Origin of the sequence: Niallia sp. Sow4_A1 (assembly GCF_052116745.1) — a bacterium.
Taxonomy (GTDB): Bacteria; Bacillota; Bacilli; order Bacillales; family Cytobacillaceae; genus Niallia; species Niallia hominis.
Genome location: NZ_JBQKKM010000041.1, coordinates 23,759 through 43,871 on the forward strand (window position 1 = coordinate 23,759; position 20,113 = coordinate 43,871).

General features: G+C 35.4%; 21 protein-coding genes. 17 read left to right on the plus strand and 4 right to left on the minus strand.

All coding sequences use genetic code 11. The features are described from left to right. Positions 1-2: 2 nt before the first annotated feature. Positions 3-1,169: an endonuclease Q family protein gene (locus tag ACTQ5K_RS19205; protein WP_031537316.1), complete on the plus strand. Its 1,167-nt coding sequence runs from the start codon at positions 3-5 to the stop codon at positions 1,167-1,169. 44 nt (positions 1,170-1,213) lie between these two features. Here the strand turns inward: ACTQ5K_RS19205 and ACTQ5K_RS19210 are convergent, their stop codons facing one another. Then, a complete protein-coding gene (locus tag ACTQ5K_RS19210) occupies positions 1,214-1,771 on the minus strand; it encodes a GNAT family N-acetyltransferase (protein ID WP_251628027.1) in 558 nt (185 codons plus the stop codon). A gap of 152 nt (positions 1,772-1,923) precedes the next feature. Between ACTQ5K_RS19210 and spoIIM the strand changes: the two genes are divergently transcribed. The 7 genes from spoIIM to ACTQ5K_RS19245 all read left to right on the plus strand — a co-directional run bounded on the left by spoIIM (position 1,924) and on the right by ACTQ5K_RS19245 (position 8,787). Beyond that, entirely contained in the window at positions 1,924-2,592 is a 669-nt protein-coding gene (gene spoIIM / locus ACTQ5K_RS19215; RefSeq protein ID WP_251628026.1) for a stage II sporulation protein M, read from the plus strand. 161 nt (positions 2,593-2,753) lie between these two features. Continuing rightward, positions 2,754-3,221, plus strand: coding sequence for a ferric iron uptake transcriptional regulator (fur, locus tag ACTQ5K_RS19220; protein WP_031537320.1), 468 nt, complete (start codon positions 2,754-2,756; stop codon positions 3,219-3,221). 580 nt (positions 3,222-3,801) lie between these two features. Continuing rightward, on the plus strand, positions 3,802-4,035 hold the full coding sequence (locus ACTQ5K_RS19225) for a YqzK family protein (RefSeq protein ID WP_235249709.1): 234 nt from the start codon (positions 3,802-3,804) through the stop codon (positions 4,033-4,035). A gap of 4 nt (positions 4,036-4,039) precedes the next feature. Beyond that, positions 4,040-4,933: a site-specific tyrosine recombinase XerD gene (gene xerD, locus ACTQ5K_RS19230; RefSeq protein ID WP_235249716.1), complete on the plus strand. Its 894-nt coding sequence runs from the start codon at positions 4,040-4,042 to the stop codon at positions 4,931-4,933. A gap of 343 nt (positions 4,934-5,276) precedes the next feature. After that, positions 5,277-6,461 (plus strand): phosphopentomutase, encoded by a 1,185-nt coding sequence (deoB, locus tag ACTQ5K_RS19235; protein WP_031537325.1) that lies wholly within the window; start codon positions 5,277-5,279, stop codon positions 6,459-6,461. An 11-nt stretch (positions 6,462-6,472) separates the two neighbouring features. Beyond that, the gene (locus ACTQ5K_RS19240) at positions 6,473-7,294 is read left to right on the plus strand and encodes a purine-nucleoside phosphorylase (RefSeq protein WP_031537326.1); all 822 of its coding nucleotides are present in this window, start codon (positions 6,473-6,475) and stop codon (positions 7,292-7,294) included. A 182-nt stretch (positions 7,295-7,476) separates the two neighbouring features. After that, complete coding sequence (locus ACTQ5K_RS19245) at positions 7,477-8,787, plus strand: pyrimidine-nucleoside phosphorylase (protein WP_235249741.1); 1,311 nt, start codon at positions 7,477-7,479, stop codon at positions 8,785-8,787. A gap of 350 nt (positions 8,788-9,137) precedes the next feature. On the opposite strand, the gene ACTQ5K_RS19250 is transcribed toward ACTQ5K_RS19245, so the two are convergent. The 3 genes from ACTQ5K_RS19250 to map form a co-directional block, all read right to left on the minus strand. After that, on the minus strand, positions 9,138-10,430 hold the full coding sequence (locus tag ACTQ5K_RS19250; protein ID WP_251628025.1) for a DUF4179 domain-containing protein: 1,293 nt from the start codon (positions 10,428-10,430) through the stop codon (positions 9,138-9,140). Then, positions 10,427-10,957 carry an RNA polymerase sigma factor gene (locus ACTQ5K_RS19255; protein ID WP_251628024.1) on the minus strand — a complete coding sequence of 177 codons (531 nt, stop codon included), beginning with the start codon at positions 10,955-10,957 and terminating at the stop codon, positions 10,427-10,429. Before ACTQ5K_RS19255 ends, ACTQ5K_RS19250 begins: the two co-directional genes overlap by 4 nt. 108 nt (positions 10,958-11,065) lie before the next feature. Next, entirely contained in the window at positions 11,066-11,812 is a 747-nt protein-coding gene (gene map / locus ACTQ5K_RS19260) for a type I methionyl aminopeptidase (protein ID WP_031537331.1), read from the minus strand. 192 nt (positions 11,813-12,004) lie between these two features. Between map and ACTQ5K_RS19265 the strand changes: the two genes are divergently transcribed. The 9 genes from ACTQ5K_RS19265 to lysA all read left to right on the plus strand — a co-directional run bounded on the left by ACTQ5K_RS19265 (position 12,005) and on the right by lysA (position 19,917). After that, positions 12,005-13,168, plus strand: coding sequence for a D-alanyl-D-alanine carboxypeptidase family protein (locus tag ACTQ5K_RS19265; RefSeq protein WP_031537332.1), 1,164 nt, complete (start codon positions 12,005-12,007; stop codon positions 13,166-13,168). 134 nt (positions 13,169-13,302) lie between these two features. After that, on the plus strand, positions 13,303-13,653 hold the full coding sequence (gene spoIIAA, locus ACTQ5K_RS19270; protein WP_031537333.1) for an anti-sigma F factor antagonist: 351 nt from the start codon (positions 13,303-13,305) through the stop codon (positions 13,651-13,653). Position 13,654: 1 nt separating this feature from the next. Then, positions 13,655-14,095 (plus strand): anti-sigma F factor, encoded by a 441-nt coding sequence (spoIIAB, locus tag ACTQ5K_RS19275; RefSeq protein WP_031537335.1) that lies wholly within the window; start codon positions 13,655-13,657, stop codon positions 14,093-14,095. 12 nt (positions 14,096-14,107) lie between these two features. Continuing rightward, entirely contained in the window at positions 14,108-14,866 is a 759-nt protein-coding gene (gene sigF / locus ACTQ5K_RS19280) for an RNA polymerase sporulation sigma factor SigF (RefSeq protein WP_031537337.1), read from the plus strand. A 218-nt stretch (positions 14,867-15,084) separates the two neighbouring features. Further along, on the plus strand, positions 15,085-15,705 hold the full coding sequence (locus ACTQ5K_RS19285) for a stage V sporulation protein AA (protein ID WP_031537340.1): 621 nt from the start codon (positions 15,085-15,087) through the stop codon (positions 15,703-15,705). Next, a complete protein-coding gene (locus ACTQ5K_RS19290) occupies positions 15,695-16,114 on the plus strand; it encodes a stage V sporulation protein AB (protein WP_031537342.1) in 420 nt (139 codons plus the stop codon). Before ACTQ5K_RS19285 ends, ACTQ5K_RS19290 begins: the two co-directional genes overlap by 11 nt. Before the next feature lie 28 nt (positions 16,115-16,142). Further along, entirely contained in the window at positions 16,143-16,715 is a 573-nt protein-coding gene (locus ACTQ5K_RS19295) for a stage V sporulation protein AE (protein ID WP_031537343.1), read from the plus strand. Continuing rightward, a complete protein-coding gene (locus ACTQ5K_RS19300; protein WP_251628021.1) occupies positions 16,705-18,183 on the plus strand; it encodes a spore germination protein in 1,479 nt (492 codons plus the stop codon). The genes ACTQ5K_RS19295 and ACTQ5K_RS19300 overlap by 11 nt, the downstream gene beginning before the upstream one ends. Before the next feature lie 408 nt (positions 18,184-18,591). Continuing rightward, entirely contained in the window at positions 18,592-19,917 is a 1,326-nt protein-coding gene (gene lysA, locus ACTQ5K_RS19305) for a diaminopimelate decarboxylase (RefSeq protein WP_251628020.1), read from the plus strand. Positions 19,918-20,113 lie beyond the last annotated feature (196 nt).

A 20,113-nucleotide genomic window follows, 5' to 3' on the forward strand; every position in this document is an offset into this window, starting at 1 on the left:
AAATGAAGTCTTTTTACACGGATTTACATATCCATATTGGGAGAACCAAAAGTGGAAAGCCGGTGAAAATCACAGCTTCCAGAAACCTTACCTTGCCTGCTGTCATTGAATATGCTAGCAAACAAAAGGGTCTTGATATGATTGGAATTATAGATTGTCATTCCCCTGAAGTGATAATGGAAATGGAAGAGTTGATAGAGCAGGGGAAGATGATAGAATTGCCTAGCGGTGGGGTTAAGATGGAAGGGATAACGATTATTCTAGGGTCAGAGCTGGAAATATACGATTCTTCCTGTAAGGGGCCGATTCATGTGTTATCCTATCTGCCGACTTTAGCTAAAATGAAGGAATTTTCCAATTGGATTTCTAATCATATGAAAAATGTGACTTTAAGCTCGCAAAGGCTTTATATAACTGGGAAAGAATTGCAGCATAAAGTAAAGGAATTAAATGGGCTTTTCATACCAGCACATATTTTTACACCATTCAAAAGTTTATATGGAAGTGGTGTTTATCGTTCCTATAAGGAAGTTTTGGATGAGAAATTGATTGATGGCATGGAACTAGGATTGAGCTCTGATACGGATATGGCTGATCAAATTTCAGAATTACATGCCTTTTCTTTTATAACCAATTCTGATGCCCATTCTTTAGGAAAAATTGCTCGAGAATATCAAATTATGGAAATGGAGGAAGCATCTTTTGCAGAATTTGCAAAAGTTCTGCATCAGGTAGAAGGAAGAAGAATCATTGCCAATTATGGGCTAGACCCAAAATTAGGTAAATATCATGAAACGGTTTGTATGAAATGCTATGCCCCTTTTTCAGAAACGACTGGTATATGCAAAGAATGCGGAAGTCATAAATGGGTAAAAGGGGTAGCAGCAAGGATTACCGATTTAAAGGATGCTACTTCAACAGCTAATAGACCACCCTATATTCACCAAATACCGCTAGAATACATTCCTGGCTTAGGGAAAAAAACACTGCAAACATTACTTGATTATTTTTCAACCGAAATGCAAATAATCCATGAAGCTCCCTACGATAAGTTAGTGGAAATCATTCCAAAGAAGGTGGCGGATTATGTAGTTGCAGCGAGAACGGGAATGTTAAATCTGCAAGTAGGTGGTGGCGGTAAATACGGAAAGGTTAGGGTAGATAAGTAATAGTACAAAAAAATCCCACACTAAAATTTGTGGGTTTTTTTGCATTATGTCAACGAATAAAGACAGATATCTCTTAGTTCCTCTGTATCGGCACTAAGGGTTTCATTTTTCAATAGACCATCCAATGAGAAGCCGAGTTTTTCTGGAATAGCACGACTTTTCCTATTTGTGGATTCAACACGTATCTCAATACGATTTGCGTGCAGTGTTTCTTTTGCAAGCTTTATTAAAGCTCTGGTGCTTTCTGTAATATAGCCATTTCCAGTGTGGACAGAATTGCACCAATACCCAATTTCAAACACGCGGACTTTCCAATCGATGGAATGTAGACCAGTTGAACCTATAAACTCTTTTGTATCTTTTAAATAAATATGTAATCGTAAATCTTCTCTTAAAATATATTTAGCATACGATTCTCGTACACCTGCTTCCACCTCTTCTAGTGTTTGCTCTTTATTAGCAAAAGCCATCCAAGGCTTAAGGGCATTTTTTGACCGTTGGATGCTCTCATATACATCCTTGCCATCTCCAGGCATACATGGACGCAATACTAATCTTTCTGTTTCGATTTTTTCTGGCAAATCTATTAAAATCGGTTTCAATTCTCTCACCTCAAAATTAATCTACCATATCTTTTTGTAAAATAACATAATTATTAGATGATTTGCTCTTTTTGATTAATAATAGATTTCTAGTCATATGCCTATCTTTCGTGCATAAACATAAATTAACAGACTTGGCGGGAGGAAAGGCAATGAAAAAGAAAAAATATCAGAATATCCTAGCGACTCATATACATGAGCATTCCTCAATTTATTTATTTATCATTGTATTATTTTTAATGGGGGTAATTTTTGGTGCAATAGTAGTAAATAGTTTGTCTCTCTCCCAAAAGGAAGATCTCTACTACTATTTAACACAATTTTTTGGACAGGTTTCCAATGGACAAGTCGCGGAAAGCAAAGATTTGTTTTTTCAAAGCTTCTCGCATAACAGTAAATATATCGGCTTTATTTGGCTGCTTGGCATCTCTATTATAGGATTGCCCATTATTTTAATTCTATTATTTATAAAAGGAATGGTTGTTGGCTTTACAGTTGGTTTTTTAGTTAACCAAATGGGATGGCATGGCTTTTTACTATCATTTGTGTCGGTTTTGCCACAAAACCTAATTGTTATTCCAATTTTTATAATTTCTGCTACACTATCAGTAGCGTTCTCTTTTAAAATGATTCGCCAGCAATTCATGAAGAAAAAGGGGGAACCAATGCTGCCACTGTTTGCTAGATATACTTTTCTGCTAATGATAGCCTTTGTTATTATCGGGATTGCGGCAGCAGTTGAGGCATATATTTCGCCAATATTAATGAAAGCAGTTATTAATATGGTACAATCTATTATTATCATGTTGCCATTTATATAAAGAGAGAATCTAAAACTTTCCTTTCGAATGGTTAAAATAGAGATAATACTCATTATAATTTAAGAATTATTATTAAATGTTATTTATAATAATTTTTATTAGGATTCTATTCCTACTTCTGTTATAATGAGATGGACAGTGGCTAGGGAGGGACTTTCGGAATGGAAAGTAGATTAGATAGAATAAAAAAACTGTTGCATTCTTCGAGCTATAAATTAACTCCCCAAAGGGAAGCGACAGTAAGAGTATTATTAGAAAATGAAGAAGACCATCTTAGTGCAGAAGATGTATACTTACTCGTAAAAGAGAAATCTCCTGAAATTGGATTGGCAACCGTATATCGTACACTAGAACTATTAACGGAATTGAAAATTGTTGATAAAATAAATTTTGGTGACGGCGTTTCTAGATATGACTTGAGACAAGAAGGCGCAGCTCACTTTCATCACCATTTAGTATGCATTGAATGTGGAGCAGTTGATGAAATTCAAGAAGATTTACTAGGAGATGTAGAGAAATTAGTAGAGCGTGACTGGAATTTTAAAATTAAAGATCACCGTCTAACATTTCATGGTATTTGCCATCGTTGCACGGGAAAAAGTGAGGAAGTTTCATCCTCCGCAGAATAAACCTTTTCAAATGAGAAGGTTTTTTATTTTGCTTTAAATCAAGCTACTATAAATAAATATGGATATCTAATAAAATATACGATTAGAGAAAGAGCACAGTAACCAATAAAGTAATTGTTATCCTAAATTTTTGGGCGTTTCTACATACAAGGACATGATGTATCCACAGTTCCCACAATATTCTGCTGATATTGGTGAAGGTTTCTGACTAAGGTTTTTTTCGGGATACATATGCTTGCCCAACCGATGCTGCCATTACACCCTTTTTAATTTCTTCACTATTGCATTTCGGACATATAGTATTCTTCATTAGTAAACTCCTCCATATTTGTGTTCTTTCTTAGCAAAATCTATTTATTTTTATTATAGCATGCATATGGATTCCTAAAAGGAAGAGTATACATTCAGTTTTATTGTCTTAATCATTTTGAACTTCTATTAAAGATTTCAAGAATTATTTGAGCGATTAACACTTTCATTTATATTTATATCCATTATAATAAGAATAATAAGTTCATTAGGTATATTAATTGTCCAACCTGGCATAGCTTGTATTAGAGAAGCTATGGAGGGATTTTGGATGAGAAGATGGACAAAAGCAATGATGAATACATTAAAAGTGTTTATCCTGTTCACAGGGTGTACGATACTTTTTTATTATGCAATCGTATGGTTTAATCAAGAATATCAACAGTTTCATCGTTATGACGAGCCATCGGGTTCAGCCATTAAGGTGAATGCAGATAATAGTCCAGAAACAGAAAAAAATTCATGGAGGGATCGAATATTCCTGTTTTATTTAAATGGGGAGTAATTCTATGGAAGATCAATTAAAAGATTTTATGCATTATTTATTAGTCGAAAAGGGATTGGCGAGTAATACGCTTGTATCATATGAAAGAGATTTAAAAAGTTATATGAAATATATGAAAAATGTGGAGAAATGTGATTTAACAGAAATACAGCGTTCGCATATCATTCGCTTTTTAGGATTCTTAAAGGATCAAGGAAAGTCATCTAAAACAATTGCTCGTCATATTGCATCCATTCGTGCGTTTCATCAATTCTTATTTCGCGATCGAGTGCTGGATGAAGATCCGACCGTACATATTGAAACGCCACAGGCTGAAAGAACATTACCAAAAGTTTTGTCCATGGAGGAAGTCGAAGCACTCCTCGATTTCGAACATAAAAAGGATCATTATGGGATTAGGGATAAGGCAATGCTAGAGCTCCTCTATGCAACAGGAATTCGTGTGAGTGAGTTAATTAATTTAAATATTGATGATGCTCATCTTACAATGGGGTTTATCCGCTGTATCGGAAAAGGGAACAAAGAAAGAATTATACCAATTGGCGGAGCGGCAACAAGAGCATTAGAGTTATATTTAAATGAAGCAAGACCTTCTTTTTTACAACATAAAAAATCGGCGGAAAATTCCTTGTTTTTAAACCATCATGGGAATAGATTAACGAGACAAGGATTTTGGAAAATCTTAAAACGGTTAGGCAAGGAAGCACATATTGAGAAAGAAATAACCCCACACACATTAAGACATTCCTTTGCAACACATCTTTTGGAGAATGGTGCAGATTTAAGAGCTGTTCAGGAAATGCTTGGTCATGCTGATATTTCGACAACACAGATTTATACACATGTAACAAAAACTAGATTGAAGGATGTATATAGTCAATTTCATCCAAGAGCATAGAGCACTGTTAGCCTCAAATACAGTGTTCTTTTTGTTTTTGCCTTCTGTAAAAAAATCTTAAAAATAAACGGAATAATTCCGTTTATATCCGCCGCTTAAGCTCACTTTGTATACACATTCTACTAGAAAACCAACAACGAATAATTACAGAGACAAATTTGTGATAGAAAGGGATAATAAAAAGGGAAGTAAGAAAACGATTTAATTATCCCTCAAAATTAATGGAAAACATTGCTGAAAAAGATGTCAGACTTCTGACGATATGCTATAATTTTTATGGTTAATAAAGATACATACAGTAGGGCAAAATAGGATGATTGAAATGGAAAAAAGGAGGATAAAAATGTCTACATATAAATATAATCGCGTTTTCCTCGTTGTAATGGATTCAGTTGGAATAGGTGAAGCGCCTGATGCAAATAAATTTAATGACTTAGGTGCACATACTTTAGGTCATATTGCTGAAAAAATGAACGGACTAAATATGCCGAACATGGCAAAACTGGGTCTGAGTAATATTGAAAAAATAGCTGGTGTAGATGCAGCTGAAAAACCGCTTGCATATTATACAAAAATGCAGGAAGCATCGAATGGAAAAGATACAATGACGGGTCATTGGGAAATAATGGGTCTTAATATTGAAACACCATTCCGTGTATTCCCGGAAGGCTTTCCAGATGAATTGCTAAATGAAATCGAAGCAAAATCAGGAAGAAAAATAATCGGCAATAAACCAGCAAGTGGAACAGAAATTTTGGACGAATTAGGTGAAGAGCATATGAAAACAGGTGCTTTAATTGTTTACACTTCAGCAGATTCCGTCCTTCAAATTGCTGCTCATGAAGAGGTTGTGCCATTAGATGAGTTATATCGAATTTGTGAATTAGCAAGAGAATTGACGCTAGACGAGAAATATATGGTTGGACGTATTATTGCTAGACCGTTCTTAGGAGAGCCTGGAAACTTTAAACGGACTGCAAATCGTCATGATTATGCATTAAAACCATTTGATCGTACAGTAATGAATGAATTAAAAGATAATCATATCGAAAGCATTGCAATCGGGAAAATCTCTGATATTTATGATGGTGAAGGGGTTACAAAGTCTTTACGAACAGTTTCAAATATGGATGGAATGGACAAGCTTGTAGATACCTTGAAAATGGATTTTACTGGTCTAAGCTTCTTGAACTTAGTAGATTTTGATGCTTTATTTGGACATAGAAGAGATCCGATTGGTTATGGAAAAGCTCTAGAAGAATATGATGCTAGACTTCCAGAAGTATTTGAACTACTGAAGGATGATGATTTATTAATTATTACGGCAGACCATGGAAATGATCCGATTCATCATGGAACAGACCATACAAGAGAATATGTGCCACTACTAGTGTATAGTAAAGCATTAAAAGAACCGAAGGAATTGCCACTTCGTCAAACATTTGCTGATATTGGCGCAACGGTTGCGGAAAACTTTGACGTTAAACTGCCTAAATATGGAACAAGTTTCTTAAATGACTTAATATAAGGGGAATAATAATGAATTTTACAATGATTAAACAGTCAGCAGATTTCTTAAAACAAAAATATGCAAATACGCCTAAAATTGGCTTAATTCTTGGCTCTGGATTAGGTGTTTTGGCAGAGGAAATTGAAAATCCAGTAAAAATTCCGTATGAAGATATACCGGAATTTCCAGTTTCTACAGTGGAAGGACATGCAGGTCAACTTGTATTTGGCACGATTAATGGAACAGAAGTAGTAGCAATGCAAGGGCGTTTCCATTTCTATGAGGGTTATTCTTTTGATAAAGTAACTTTCCCAGTTCGAGTAATGAAAGAACTAGGCGTGGAAAAATTAATTGTTACAAACGCAGCGGGTGGAGTGAATGAAAACTTTGCACCAGGTGACTTAATGCTAATCTCTGATCATATTAATAATATGGGAACAAACCCATTAATCGGTCCAAATGACAGTAAGTTAGGCGTACGATTCCCTGATATGTCAGAAGCATATTGTAATAATCTTCGTGAAATAGCACGCAATGTCGCAAGTAAGATTAGTCTTAAGGTGCAAGAAGGTGTCTATGTTGGAAATACTGGACCATCTTATGAGACACCAGCTGAAGTAAGAATGCTTCGCGTATTAGGTGGAGATGCAGTCGGCATGTCTACTGTACCAGAAGTAATTGTTGCTCGTCATGCAGGTCTGAAAGTATTAGGTATTTCTTGTATTTCGAATATGGCAGCCGGTATTCTTGATCAACCTCTAAATCACGAGGAAGTAATCGAAACAACGGAGAAAGTTAAAGCAAACTTTCTTCAATATGTAAAAGAATTGATTAAAGAAATCGGTGCATAATGAACTAAGTTAAATGAGAGAGTTACCATTTGAGCAATACTGATTTATGTGGTAGCTCTTTAGTTATTAAAACATTTTACACCGTTTACAAAAATCAAATCCTTTGACGGTTAGTTCATGTGACTTTAATTTTTGCAATGTTAAGAAGAATGATTTCAATACATAATGAAGGAGATTCAATTATGGCATTAAGAATGGTCGACTTAATCGAAAAGAAAAGAGACGGATTAGAATTAACGAAGGAAGAAATAGCGTTTATCATCAATGGGTATACAGAGGGGGAAATACCAGATTATCAAATGAGTGCTTTTGCAATGGCGGTATTTTTTCAAGATATGACAGAAGCAGAACGTGCAGAGCTGACTTTGGCGATGGTGCATTCAGGCGATGTCATCGATCTATCTGCTATTGAAGGTATTAAAGTAGATAAACACTCTACAGGAGGAGTTGGCGATACAACAACTTTAGTATTAGGTCCGCTAGTTGCTGCTGTAGGTGTTCCAGTGGCAAAAATGAGTGGAAGAGGACTAGGTCATACTGGTGGTACAATCGATAAATTAGAATCCGTAAAAGGATTTCATGTCGAAATAGAAAAAGAAGCATTTATTGACTTAGTAAATAAAAATAAATTGGCTGTTATTGGACAAAGCGGTAACCTCACCCCAGCTGATAAAAAATTATATGCATTAAGAGATGTAACAGCGACCGTTAATAGTATTCCTTTAATTGCGAGCAGTATCATGAGTAAGAAAATTGCGGCAGGTGCGGATGCTATTTGCTTAGATGTTAAAACAGGTGCTGGAGCATTTATGAAAACACTAGATGCCTCAAGAGAGCTTGCAGAAGCTATGGTTAGAATAGGGAATAATGTTGGTAGAAAAACAATGGCTGTGATTTCTGATATGAGTCAGCCTCTAGGATATGCAATAGGTAATGCCTTAGAAGTAAAAGAGGCAATTGATACATTAATTGGTAATGGGCCAGAAGATTTGACAGAATTATGCTTAACTTTAGGAAGCCACATGGTGTACTTAGCGGGAAAAGCAGAGTCTACAGATAAAGCGAGAGAAATGCTGCAAGAGGTAATCGATAATGGCAAAGCCCTTGAAACATTTAAACTTTTCTTAAGTTCCCAAGGTGGCGATGCTTCTGTTGTTGATCAAACAGATTTATTACCAAAGGCTAAATATATAATCGAGCTCCCAGCAAAAGAAACTGGCTATGTCGCAGAAATAACTGCTGACAGCATTGGAACAGCTGCTATGCTGTTAGGTGCAGGCAGAGCAACAAAAGAGTCAGAAATTGACCTTGCAGTAGGTTTAGTTTTACGGAAGAAAATCGGTGAAAAAGTCGAAGCAGGCGAATCACTTGTAACGATTTATAGTAATACAAAAGATATTGACGATGTAACAAAAAAATTGTATGAAAATATTAAGCTTTCAGCAAATGAAGTGAAGGCTCCTACTTTAATTTATGAAGTAATTACAGAATAATAAGACAAGAAAAAGACCCACAAATTGTAGAGGGCACTGAAAAGTCTAGTTCTCCAAATAAAATGAGGTTTTATTTATTTGAAAGCGAATAATAAGTTGGTTTGGAGAGGCGTCCGCTCGACTCCTACGGGAGATGCGAGAAAGTCCGAGACCCTGCAGGAGCGTGAGCTGTGAAGCGGCTCGGCGCTCGCCCCGGTGAGTCGTGCGGTAAGCCTCGGAAAACAAAAACCTACACTAAGTTAGAAAGGTTTGGTAACTACCGATTCACCAGGTAATTCACTTTTTCAGTGGCCTCAAATTGTATGAGGCTATTTTATGTTTCATAGCTAATACTTTGTGAGTCTTTTCGTTTATTCTAAGGGAATATCTATTTTTTTATTATACTCTTTCATATAATGCAATCCACCAATATGAAGTTCCAAAGGTTTAGCGTTTGTTTCAAATAGTAATGTTCGCTCATTAATAATTGTTCCATCTTTGTTTTTGGCTAATTGTTGATTCGTTGTCGTTTTTAAAGGGATGTTTTCTTGAGCCTCATTGATAATACTTACTTTATCTAATAGAATAGAATCACTCGTTGAAATACGTATCATTAACTCATCCTTTAATTGAATGTCATTTATCGTCAATTCCCCATTCTCTAATGGTATCACTTTCTTTTTTTCTTCCCCAATAAGAGAAATGGATTTATTTATTTCTTTATATCCAATAAAGTTTTTTAAATGGATTTCGAGTGAAGTCACATCTTCTGGTAAACCACCATATTCAATGGAAAATGTATTGTTTTTTCCAAAAGTTGAAGAACTACCATATCCTTCTAGTGGGAAAGGTTTGCCATTGGCAATTAGTTCTACTCCCTCAAAGCCATGACTAAGTCGGTCATAATTCTCGACATTAAATGTTCCTTCTATTACTGTTTGAGTGGGGGTAGCTGTAATGGTTTTAAAATTAACCGTTCCTTTATCGACTTTTAATTTTTTATTAATAGATTGCTTCATTTTTGTTTGCAATGCTTCTTTGTGATTATAGGGAAAAGTAACCGTCCCCTCGATTATTTCGGTATCATTTTTCCAGTAATAGTATTGTAGCTGAAGTTTTTTTGAAAAAGCATTAATAGAATCATATTGTAAAATTCCCGTCATTTTTGTTTTATCATCACTTATTTCATAGTAAGAGCTATTAATATTGGCGTTCGTAAAAAAGCCAGTAATGCTCTGAGGGGTAAAAATACGATCTAAATCATCTGGTAAACCGTCTTCATTTGCTAATGTAATATAGACAACCAATCTATTTTCATCAGACATAAGTCCATTGATCGTTAATGTAGTACCATTTTCTAATAAAAAAGATTGCTCTATATTTTGCCCAAATCCTTTTTCGTTTAAATTTTTTAATGATTGGGTCATAAGCGTATCAAACCCTAATAGCTTTTTACCGTAATAAGCAATCGCATTTGATTGGTAAGTAATAAAAATGACTAAGACAATAGCGGCTACTGATAATGGGACCCATCGCTTAAAAGGAAAAAATTTAACTTGCTTAGCATAAAGCGCTTGCGCTAGTCTTTGTTCTAATTCTGGAGGTGCAGTTATGTCTGTTAACTTCTTTTGTTCCTCTAATAATTTCTGTTCAATTGAGTTCATACATCATGCCTCCCATAGACCCTTTTTAATAGGTTTAATCCATTGTGAATTCTTGATTTTACCGTTCCAACAGAGACATTCGTGATTTTTGCAATGGTTGCATTATCTAAATCGTGTAGGTATTTTAATTTAATTGTTTCCGCCTGATATGGATTTAAGGATGATAGCAGTTGTTCTATATCCATCGTCTCTGCTTTATATTTATAGGGGTCTATTGTTTGAGTTGTACTAGAGTGGAGCTCAATATCATCGACAAGTAACTCTTTATGCTGTTTTTTTAATTTTGTTTTACAAAGGTTTACTAAAATGGTCTTGCTCCAGCTATAGAAGGATTCGATTTTTTCTAGTTGCCCAATTTTCTCATACAAGATGATAATCATTTCTTCCATTACATCCATTGCATCATGAGGATTCTTCATATATGAATAGGCTAAACGATAATAATCATCCTTTTGTTGCATTACTAACTGAAGTAAAGCTTTTTTATTTTGCTTTTTTGCCTTTTGTACGAGTTTTTTCTCATTCATGTGTTCACCTCTCATATATAGGAGTATTTTTCCGTATAAAAAGTTCATTTTTTTATAAAAAAATAAAAAAGAAACCCAATGGCGAAAAGGAAGCCATTGGGAGTATGTTTATTGTTTTGTCAAAATAACCGGTCCATTAGCTGTAATAGCTATAGTATGTTCATATTGTGCTGATAGACTTCCATCAACTGTTCGTGCTGTCCATCCGTCTAAATCAACCTTGGCATGATACATGCCGATATTTAACATTGGTTCAATTGTAATAACCATTCCCTCTTTAAGAGGTGTCCCTACTTTTGGAGGACCATAGTGGGGAATTTGAGGTAGTTCATGCATTTCTTTTCCAATTGCATGCCCGACAAAATCTCGAACTACGCCATACCCTTTAGCTTCTGCGAACGTTTGAATGGTATGAGAGATATCTCCCACTCGGTTTCCAATCACCGCTTGTTCTATTCCTATGTATAAGGCTTCTTCTGTTGTTTTTAATAAGTTTTTTGCATCTGCTGAGACATTTCCTACGGGATAAGACCAGGCAGAATCAGCAAGCCATCCATCTAAGTTTACTACCATATCTATCGTAACAATATCTCCGTCTTTTAAGATTGTTTTGGAAGGGAAACCGTGACAGATCACATCATTTATGGATGCACATGTTGCAAAAGGATAACCATGATACCCTTTTTGTTCAGGAGTGGCGCCTCTTTGTAAAATAAAGTTTTCGGCAAACACATCAATTTCTTCGGTAGTAATGCCTGGTTTGATTAATTTTTTTATTTCTTTATGACAATCTGCAAGAATTTCTCCTGCTCTTTTCATTTTTGCAATTTGCTCTGGTGTTTTTAAATGAATCAATTGTTTTCCTCCTTTAATCTCCATTAATTATAACCTAGATCAACAAACTAGCCTAACTTTTCCTATAATATGCACTACTCTTTCTATCTTCATTTAGGGCTATTCTAATTATTTTATGAATATTCCTGATTGGCTGTATAAACTTGTCTTTTTTGGAAAAAATGGAGGCTATATAGAATGGAGGGTCAATAGATGAAACGCATCATATCAATGTTAATCATTACCTGCTTTATGACATCAATTTTGGCACCAAGCACATTAGCAGCTGAGAAAAAGCAAGAGCTAGTTGATAATGTAAAATCAGCCATTTTAATTGATCGTGATACAGGAACAATCATGTATGAAAAAAACAGCGAGGAAAAGCTTCCCCCAGCAAGTATGACGAAAATAATGACAATGCTTCTTATTATGGAAGCGATTGATCAAGGTAAATTAAAGCTAGACGAGAAAATTCGTACAAGTGAGCATGCGGCATCTATGGGAGGCTCGCAAATTTTCTTAGAACCAGGAGAAGAAATGACAACAGAGGAAATGCTAAAAGGAATTGCTATTGGTTCAGGAAATGATGCAGCAGTAGCTGTTGCAGAAAGACTAGCAGGCTCTGAAGAGGAATTTGTTCATTTAATGAATAAAAAAGCAAAAGAATTAGGCTTAGAAAGTACTCAGTTTCAAAATGTGACAGGGTTGCCGGTAGCAGATCATTACAGTTCTGCAAAAGATATGGCGCTTATGGCTAAAGAGCTATTGAAATATGAAGATATTACAAAATTCACCGGTACCTATGAAGATTATTTAAGGGAAGATACAGATAAAAAGTTTTGGCTCGTTAATACGAATCGTCTTGTGAAGTTTTACCCAGGAGTAGACGGATTGAAAACTGGATTTACAGCTGAAGCTAAATACTGTTTAACAGCAACTGCTATGAAAAATGGAATGCGAGTAATTGCAGTTGTTTTCGGTGCGCCAACATCTAAAGAAAGAAATGCTCAAGTAACCAAAATGCTTGATTACGCATTTAGTCAATATGAAACACATCCATTGCATAAACGAGAAGAGGCAATTGGTAAAGTAAAGGTAAGCAAAGGTTCAGAAAAAGAAGTAACGGCGGTAACTAGTGAACCTATTTCCATCCTAACGAAAAAAGGGGAGCAAATAGATAAGTTAGAAAAAGTAATTACCATGAATAAAAACTTAAAAGCTCCCATTCAAAAAGGACAAGAAATTGGAGAAATTACGTATAAGCAAGATGGTAAAACATTAGTTACAAGTCCATTGGTTGCTCAAAAAGAAGTAAAACAAGCAAAATGGTGGACGTTATTTAAACGATCAGCAGGTATGTTTACAAAAACAGAATAATCTTTTTTCCATCTTGTCGAAATAATTTGTATTCCTTCTTTTTTTAGCGAATGAACACTAGTTTTGTCTGTGGAGAAGGAAAAGCTATATAAATCTAGAATAGTTTCTTTAAACCAAATAAGGAGGCTATTCTTGTGAGTCTTAATATTGAGTTGGAAGTAAAGAACAATGTACTTTGTATACGTCTATCTGGGGAATTGGATCATCACTATGCGGAAGAATTGCGTACAAAAGCAACTTCTGCCATAGAGAGCTATAATATTCGTCACATTGTGTTAAATCTTGAAAACTTAACATTCATGGACAGTTCTGGCTTAGGTGTTATCTTGGGCAGATACAAGCAAATAAAGCAGCTTGGAGGAGAAATGGTAATTTGTGCTATTTCCCCTAGTGTACAGCGCTTATTTGATATGTCAGGTATGTTTAAAATTATGAAGCTAGAAACAAATGAAGAATTTGCCCTACAACGATTGGGGGTAGCTTAAAATGAGAAATGAAATGCATATTCAATTTAGTGCTCTGAGCCAGAATGAATCGTTTGCACGTGTGACGGTAGCAGCTTTTATAGCCCAGCTTGATCCTACAATGGATGAATTAACAGAAATTAAAACAGTTGTATCAGAAGCAGTGACAAACTGCATTATTCACGGATATGAAAATGATCCAAGTGGAATTGTTTATATTTCGGTTATATTAGAAGATTCATACATTGATTTAACGATCAGGGATGAAGGGAAAGGAATTTTCGATGTAGAGGAAGCAAGACAGCCATTATTTACGACAAAGCCAGAGCTTGAACGATCTGGTATGGGATTCACCATCATGGAAAACTTTATGGATGATATCGAAATTCAATCAAGTCCAGATAGCGGAACAGAGATTCGTCTGCGTAAGCATTTAATGAATAGCAAAATGCTAAGCAATTAAGGAGAATCGTCTATGGATGTGGAGGTAAAGAAAGATAAGAAGGAAACGTATCTAAAAGACCATGAAGTCAAAGACTTAATAAAACGAAGCCAAGATGGAGATCAGTCAGCAAGAGATACAATCGTTCAGAAAAATATGCGTCTTGTTTGGTCAGTCGTGCAAAGGTTTTTAAATAGAGGCTATGATCCAGATGATTTATTTCAAATTGGATGTATCGGTCTATTAAAATCAGTGGATAAATTTGATTTAAGCTATGATGTTAAATTTTCAACCTATGCTGTTCCAATGATTATTGGAGAAATTCAACGATTTATCCGTGATGACGGAACAGTAAAGGTAAGCAGATCGTTAAAAGAATTAAGCAATAAAATTCGTAAGGCGAAGGACGAATTATCGAAGCAATACGGCAGAACACCAACAGTTGGGGAACTTTCTGAGTTTTTAGATATACCTCCAGAAGATATCGTTCTCGCGCAAGAAGCAGCAAGAACGCCATCCTCCATTCATGAAACAGTTTATGAAAATGATGGGGATCCTATTACTTTATTGGATCAAATCGATGATGGCAATGAAGGCAAATGGTTTGATAAGATTGCTTTGCAGGAAGCAATCCGTGAATTAGATGAAAGAGAACGTCTGATTGTTTATCTAAGATATTATAAAGATCAAACACAGTCAGAAGTAGCAACAAGGCTAGGTATTTCTCAAGTGCAGGTTTCTAGGCTAGAAAAAAAGATTTTACTGCAAATGAAAGATCAGATGGATTTATAAATGGGAAAGTCGGCAAATCTCCATATAGGAGGATTGTCGACTTTTTTATTTGGCTTTACGTAAGAAATGAACAGCAATATATTGAGAGGAATGGATCGAGAGTAGGAGTATTATATGGTTGAAGAAAAAATTACCACTTAGAAGTCCATCATATTTTATAAAAGATTATCGAATACTACATTTAATAGGAAAACAATGTGTGTTAGGACGTGGAACTTATGGCAGAGACGATATATATTCGGATGAGGCATCGTATTCAAAAAAAGTCAGATGAACGGATATTCCTACAGGATCTTGCGCAAATCATTGCCACAGATGAACTGCTGTCGTCACTAAAAAATGTATGTCTTTACCATATAACAGAACAGGATAAGAATATTATTATCATAGACAGTACACGACTTATCCGTGAGATAAAAAAGCGATATAAAGACCTGGAAATTCAATTGATTGGCCCTGCGCAAACAATTATAGAGGTAGTTTTTGAAAAGAAAAAAGTAGCCCTTCCGTTTTTTATACTAGTGTGGTTGTTGCTGTTTATTGGGTCTGGATTGACGATTATGAATTTCCATGAAGATGTAAGTATGCAGACGGTTCATCAGCGCATTTATATGATGATTACCGGTAAGGAAATAGAAAAACCATTAATTTTTCAAATACCTTATTCAATCGGATTAGGACTTGGAATGGTAATATTTTTTAATCATGTTTTTAAAAAGCGCCTAAATGAAGAGCCGAGCCCGTTAGAAGTAGAAGTGTTTAACTATCAGCAGTCCCTAGATCAATATATGATTATGCATGAAAATAAAGAAAGTATTAAAAAAGTAGATGATCATTAGTATTCTTTTTGTGATTTTTGTAGGGCTAGCCTGGGGAATTACGGTTGGTGCTGGATATGTTGCTTTTTTAACTGTATTTGGCATTATTCCTAGGCTGACACAATTGACTAAAACCTTCAGTAAAATCTATGCATATGAATGGGCTGCTGTTTTAGGAGCTGTTTTAGGTACAATCGCATTTTTACAAGAACCTACTTTTTCTTTACCGGCTTTTCTCCTTATTCTAATAGGATTGGCAGATGGAATATATGTGGGAATGATTGCGGCCGCATTAACAGAGGTTTTAGATGTTTTTCCCCTTTTAGCTAAAAGAATTGGAATTGACGATCGATTATTAATTTTAATGATGGCTCTTGTTTTTGGTAAGATCTTTGGCTCCTTGTTTCATTGGATCTATTTTATTCCATAATATTAGAAACGGAAAGGAAGTATAAAGAATGAATAATAGGAGAAAAGTAATCCTTATTACAGATGGAGATGAGTATGCCAAAAGAGCCGTTGAGATTGTAGCAAAGGAAGTAGGCGGGAGATGTATATCTACTTCATTTGGTAATCCTAGCCAGCATAGCGGCAAGGAAATTTTAAGTCTTATTAAGCAAGCCAAACAGGATCCGGTGTTAGTTATGTTTGATGATAGTGGGTTTGTTGGAGAAGGTACTGGTGAAAAAGCATTGAAATACATAGCTACACATCCTGATATAGAAGTGTTGGGAGTTATTGCAGTGGCAAGCAGGACGAGAAGAGAAGAATGGACGAAAATTGATGTTGCGATTGACCAAGATGGAGAACTGACTCCCTATGGTGTCGATAAATATGGAATTCCTGAAATCGAATTGGGAAGAGTGAATGGAGATACTGTATATGTCTTAGATGAGTTAAACTTACCACTTGTAGTTGGGATTGGCGACATTGGGAAAATGGGGAAAAAAGATTCTTATGAAAAAGGAGCACCGATTACGAGAAAAGCAGTTGAATATATATTAGAAAGAAGTGGTTTTTATGAGCAGTAAGACTGAAAAAAAGGTGCAGATATACGAAGATTTAGATAATGTGGAAAAATATATGAAAGACCGGGTCGGACTTGGTACGAGTTTTGATTTAGGAGTCCGCAAAATAAAGGTAATGCAAAAACAAGTCCATTTATATTATGTGAATGGATTATGTGACAGTGTCTTAATTGCTGAATTATTAGAACAGCTATTATTCTTAAATGATACAGATAGAAAATCACAAGCTAGAAATATATTTGATATTGTGGAAAATCAACTTGTTCATCAAAGTGTACAGCCGATTGAAAAAATGGATGAATTAGTAGATCAAGTACTTTCAGGATTAATTGCCATTGTGGTAGAAGGCTATAATCATGGGTTAGTGGTAGATGTCAGAAGCTATCCAGGAAGAATGCCACAAGAACCAGACACAGAAAAGGTAGTTCGTGGTTCACGAGATGGTTTTGTTGAAAATATTATCGTAAATACAGCCATTACAAGAAGAAGAATTAGAGATGAGCGATTACGCTTTGAAATTATGAGAGTAGGAGAGCGCTCTAAAACAGATATTGCTGTTGGTTATATTGATGGAGTAGCAGATCCTGATTTAATTAACATTGTCATAAAAGAGCTGAAAAATATTAAAGCAGATGGATTAACGATGGCGGATAAAACAATTGAGGAATTTTTATTAAAGCAAAGCTATAATCCATATCCTCTAGTTAGATATACCGAAAGAGCGGATGTAGCGGCGACTCATTTATTAGAAGGACATGTGGTTATCTATGTAGATACATCCCCAAGTGTCATTATTACACCAGCAACCTTTTTTCATCATTTACAGCATGCAGAAGAGTATAGGCAAGCACCATTAATTGGTAGCTTTATAAGATGGGTTAGATTTTTAGGTGTTTTTGCTTCGATTTTTTTCCTTCCTCTTTGGTTTTTAGTTGTATTAGAGCCATCCTTATTACCAGAGCGACTATCTTTTATTGGACCAAATGAAACAACAAATATTCCAATTGTCGTCCAAATCTTTATTGCAGATCTAGGATTAGAATTTTTGCGGATTGCAGCCATTCATACGCCAACACCACTGTCAACCGCAATGGGACTAATTGCCGCAGTTCTAATTGGACAAATCGCAATAGATGTAGGTTTATTTGTTCCAGAGGTTATTCTTTATGTGTCAGTTGCGGCAATTGGTAACTTTGCTACACCTAGTTATGAGTTAGGAATAGCGAACAAACTTGTACGATTAATTTTATTAATAGTTGTAGCAATATTCCATACACCAGGTTTTTTTATTGGAATAACTGTCTATCTTTTATTTCTAATCCGGACAAGAACATTAAATGTCCCTTATTTATGGCCGTTTATCCCTTTTTATCCAAAAGCCTTTGCACAAATTCTTTTACGCCGTACGGTTCCAGGTAACAGAATTAGACCTAGTCATTTACATCCACAAGATCGTTTTAAGCAGCCGTAAGCAAAAAAAGAGGCAATTTGATTCTTGAATAGTAGTGAGCGAGAACGGGCAGATTATTTAAAGCTCCTTAGAGAGTGAATAACTGTCCGTTCTCTTTGGTAAAATTAGATGATCAGCTATTGAGAATTGCCTGAAATTATGGTACATTTGGATAATTAAAGTGAGCTAATAATAAAGTGAAACTTCAATCAATTGGCATTTTACCTAACTTGAAATGTTAGTTGAATGAATCGTTTTTTACGAGCTGTATTCCTCTTCAATCTTTTTAAATCGTGATTTGATGGTGAGTGTTATGGCCTTCCTGGCGGGATAGAAATAAGTTTCACAAACAGACAAGTGCTTTCTTTAGACTGTCTGTTTGTGATTAGGAGCATTTATAATATTTTATGGAAGAATAGAGGGGAATCAATGCACTATTACGGAACTTCAAAAGTAAATGATGCTGGTCATCTTGAAATAGGTGGCGTAGATACGCTTTTATTAGTCAAAAAATTTGGAACACCAGTTTACATTTATGATGTTGAATTAATTAGAGAAAGAGCTAGAGGGTTTAAGCAAACGTTTGACCAATTAGGTGTGAAAGCGCAAGTTGCTTATGCAAGTAAGGCCTTTTCTACGATTGCAATGGTTCAGCTAGCAAATGAGGAAGGCTTATCATTGGATGTTGTTTCTGGTGGTGAATTATATACAGCTATTGCTGCTGATTTCCCTGTAGAAAGAATACATTTTCATGGGAATAATAAAAGTAAAGAGGAGCTATTGATGGCAATCGATTATAAGATTGGCTGTATTGTCGTTGATAACTTTTATGAACTTGAAATGCTTCATCAATTATGTGAAGAAAAAAAGACAAAAGTGTCTATTCTTTTAAGGGTAACTCCTGGCATTGAAGCACATACGCATGACTATATATTAACAGGGCAGGAAGATTCAAAGTTTGGATTTGACTTGCAGAATGGACAAGCAGAGGCCGCTTTGTTGAAGGCGAAAGAGTCACCATTTTTAGAAGTTTTAGGACTTCATTGCCATATTGGCTCCCAAATTTTTGATACAACAGGTTTTGTACTTGCTGCAAAAAAAATAATGGCGCATTTAACAGATTGGAAAGCGAAGCATGAATTTGAGTCACAGGTCTTAAATTTAGGTGGTGGCTTTGGTATTCGCTATACAGAGGAAGACCAACCAATCAAGCCCGCTGAATATGTAGAAGTAATCATTAAGGAAGTTAAAGAACAAGTAAGCTATCTGAATATGAAAATGCCAGAAATATGGATTGAGCCAGGAAGATCTCTTGTAGGAGATGCTGGGACTACACTATATCAAATTGGTTCACGAAAAGAAGTCCCAAATGTCAGAAATTATTTAGCGATTGATGGAGGAATGAGTGATAACATTCGTCCTGCTTTATATCAAGCAAAATATGAAGCGGTTCTTGCAAATAAGCCTCTACAAACACCAGATGAAACAGTTTCAATTGCAGGGAAATGCTGTGAATCAGGTGATATGCTTATTTGGGACTTGCCTTTACCAAAGGCGGATGACAAAGATGTCCTTGCTGTATTCTGTACTGGTGCGTATGGGTATTCCATGGCAAATAATTATAATCGGATTCCAAGACCTCCAGTAGTTTTTGTGGAAAACGGGGAAGCAAGATTAGTAGTGAAAAGAGAAACATTTGAAGATTTATTACGATTAGATTTACCGTATAAAGAAGCTGCTTCTTTAAAAAAATAGAGGTTGGAAAAAATTAATTAGCCAATCTATAAAGACGAAAAATCTCAAATATAGTGCTTAATTAAAACTACTTTCTCATACTGGTTGAATCAATTTCATAAATTTAACGCTTAGAGCCTTAAGGTCTCAGAGACACAAAAAAAGGAGTACCTCCCCAAAATGTCGAATTTAGTAAGCACCACACAAACTAATAAGA